The following is a 462-nucleotide window of genomic DNA, read 5'->3' on the forward strand; positions in this document are numbered from 1 at the left end:
AATGGATAACATCACCGGGTTAATCAGTGGTGGTGGAAGTGATGATACCTTAACGCTTAACACGGCTAATCAATCGGTTGTTATTGGCACCGACATTTCAAGCATTGAAACGGTTACCGGTACAGGCAGTAACGAATTAACTGGAAGTAATATCACGAACACTTGGGCAATCAATGCAACCAACCAAGGTGTGATTAATGACGGCACGGTTGATGAAGTTAACTTTGTTAATTTTAATAACATAACGGGTGGTGCATTAGTCGATAACTTCACCTTGAGCTTGATGGATAACATCACCGGCTTAATCAGTGGTGGTGGAAGCGATGATACCTTAACGCTTAACACCGCGAATCAATCAGTGGTTATCGGTACTGATATTTCAAGCATTGAAATGGTTACCGGTACAGGCAGTAATGCATTAACCGCAAGTAATATCACGAACACTTGGGCAATCAATGCAAC

At 42.0% G+C, this 462-nt stretch carries 1 protein-coding gene; it reads left to right on the plus strand.

Going from position 1 to position 462, the window contains the following annotated elements; translation table 11 throughout:
• On the plus strand, window positions 1-462 hold a 462-nt coding region (locus CXF85_RS00105; RefSeq protein ID WP_157828991.1), incomplete at both ends, for a hypothetical protein.

This window comes from Colwellia sp. 75C3 (genome assembly GCF_002836255.1).
Lineage (GTDB): Bacteria > Pseudomonadota > Gammaproteobacteria > Enterobacterales > Alteromonadaceae > Colwellia.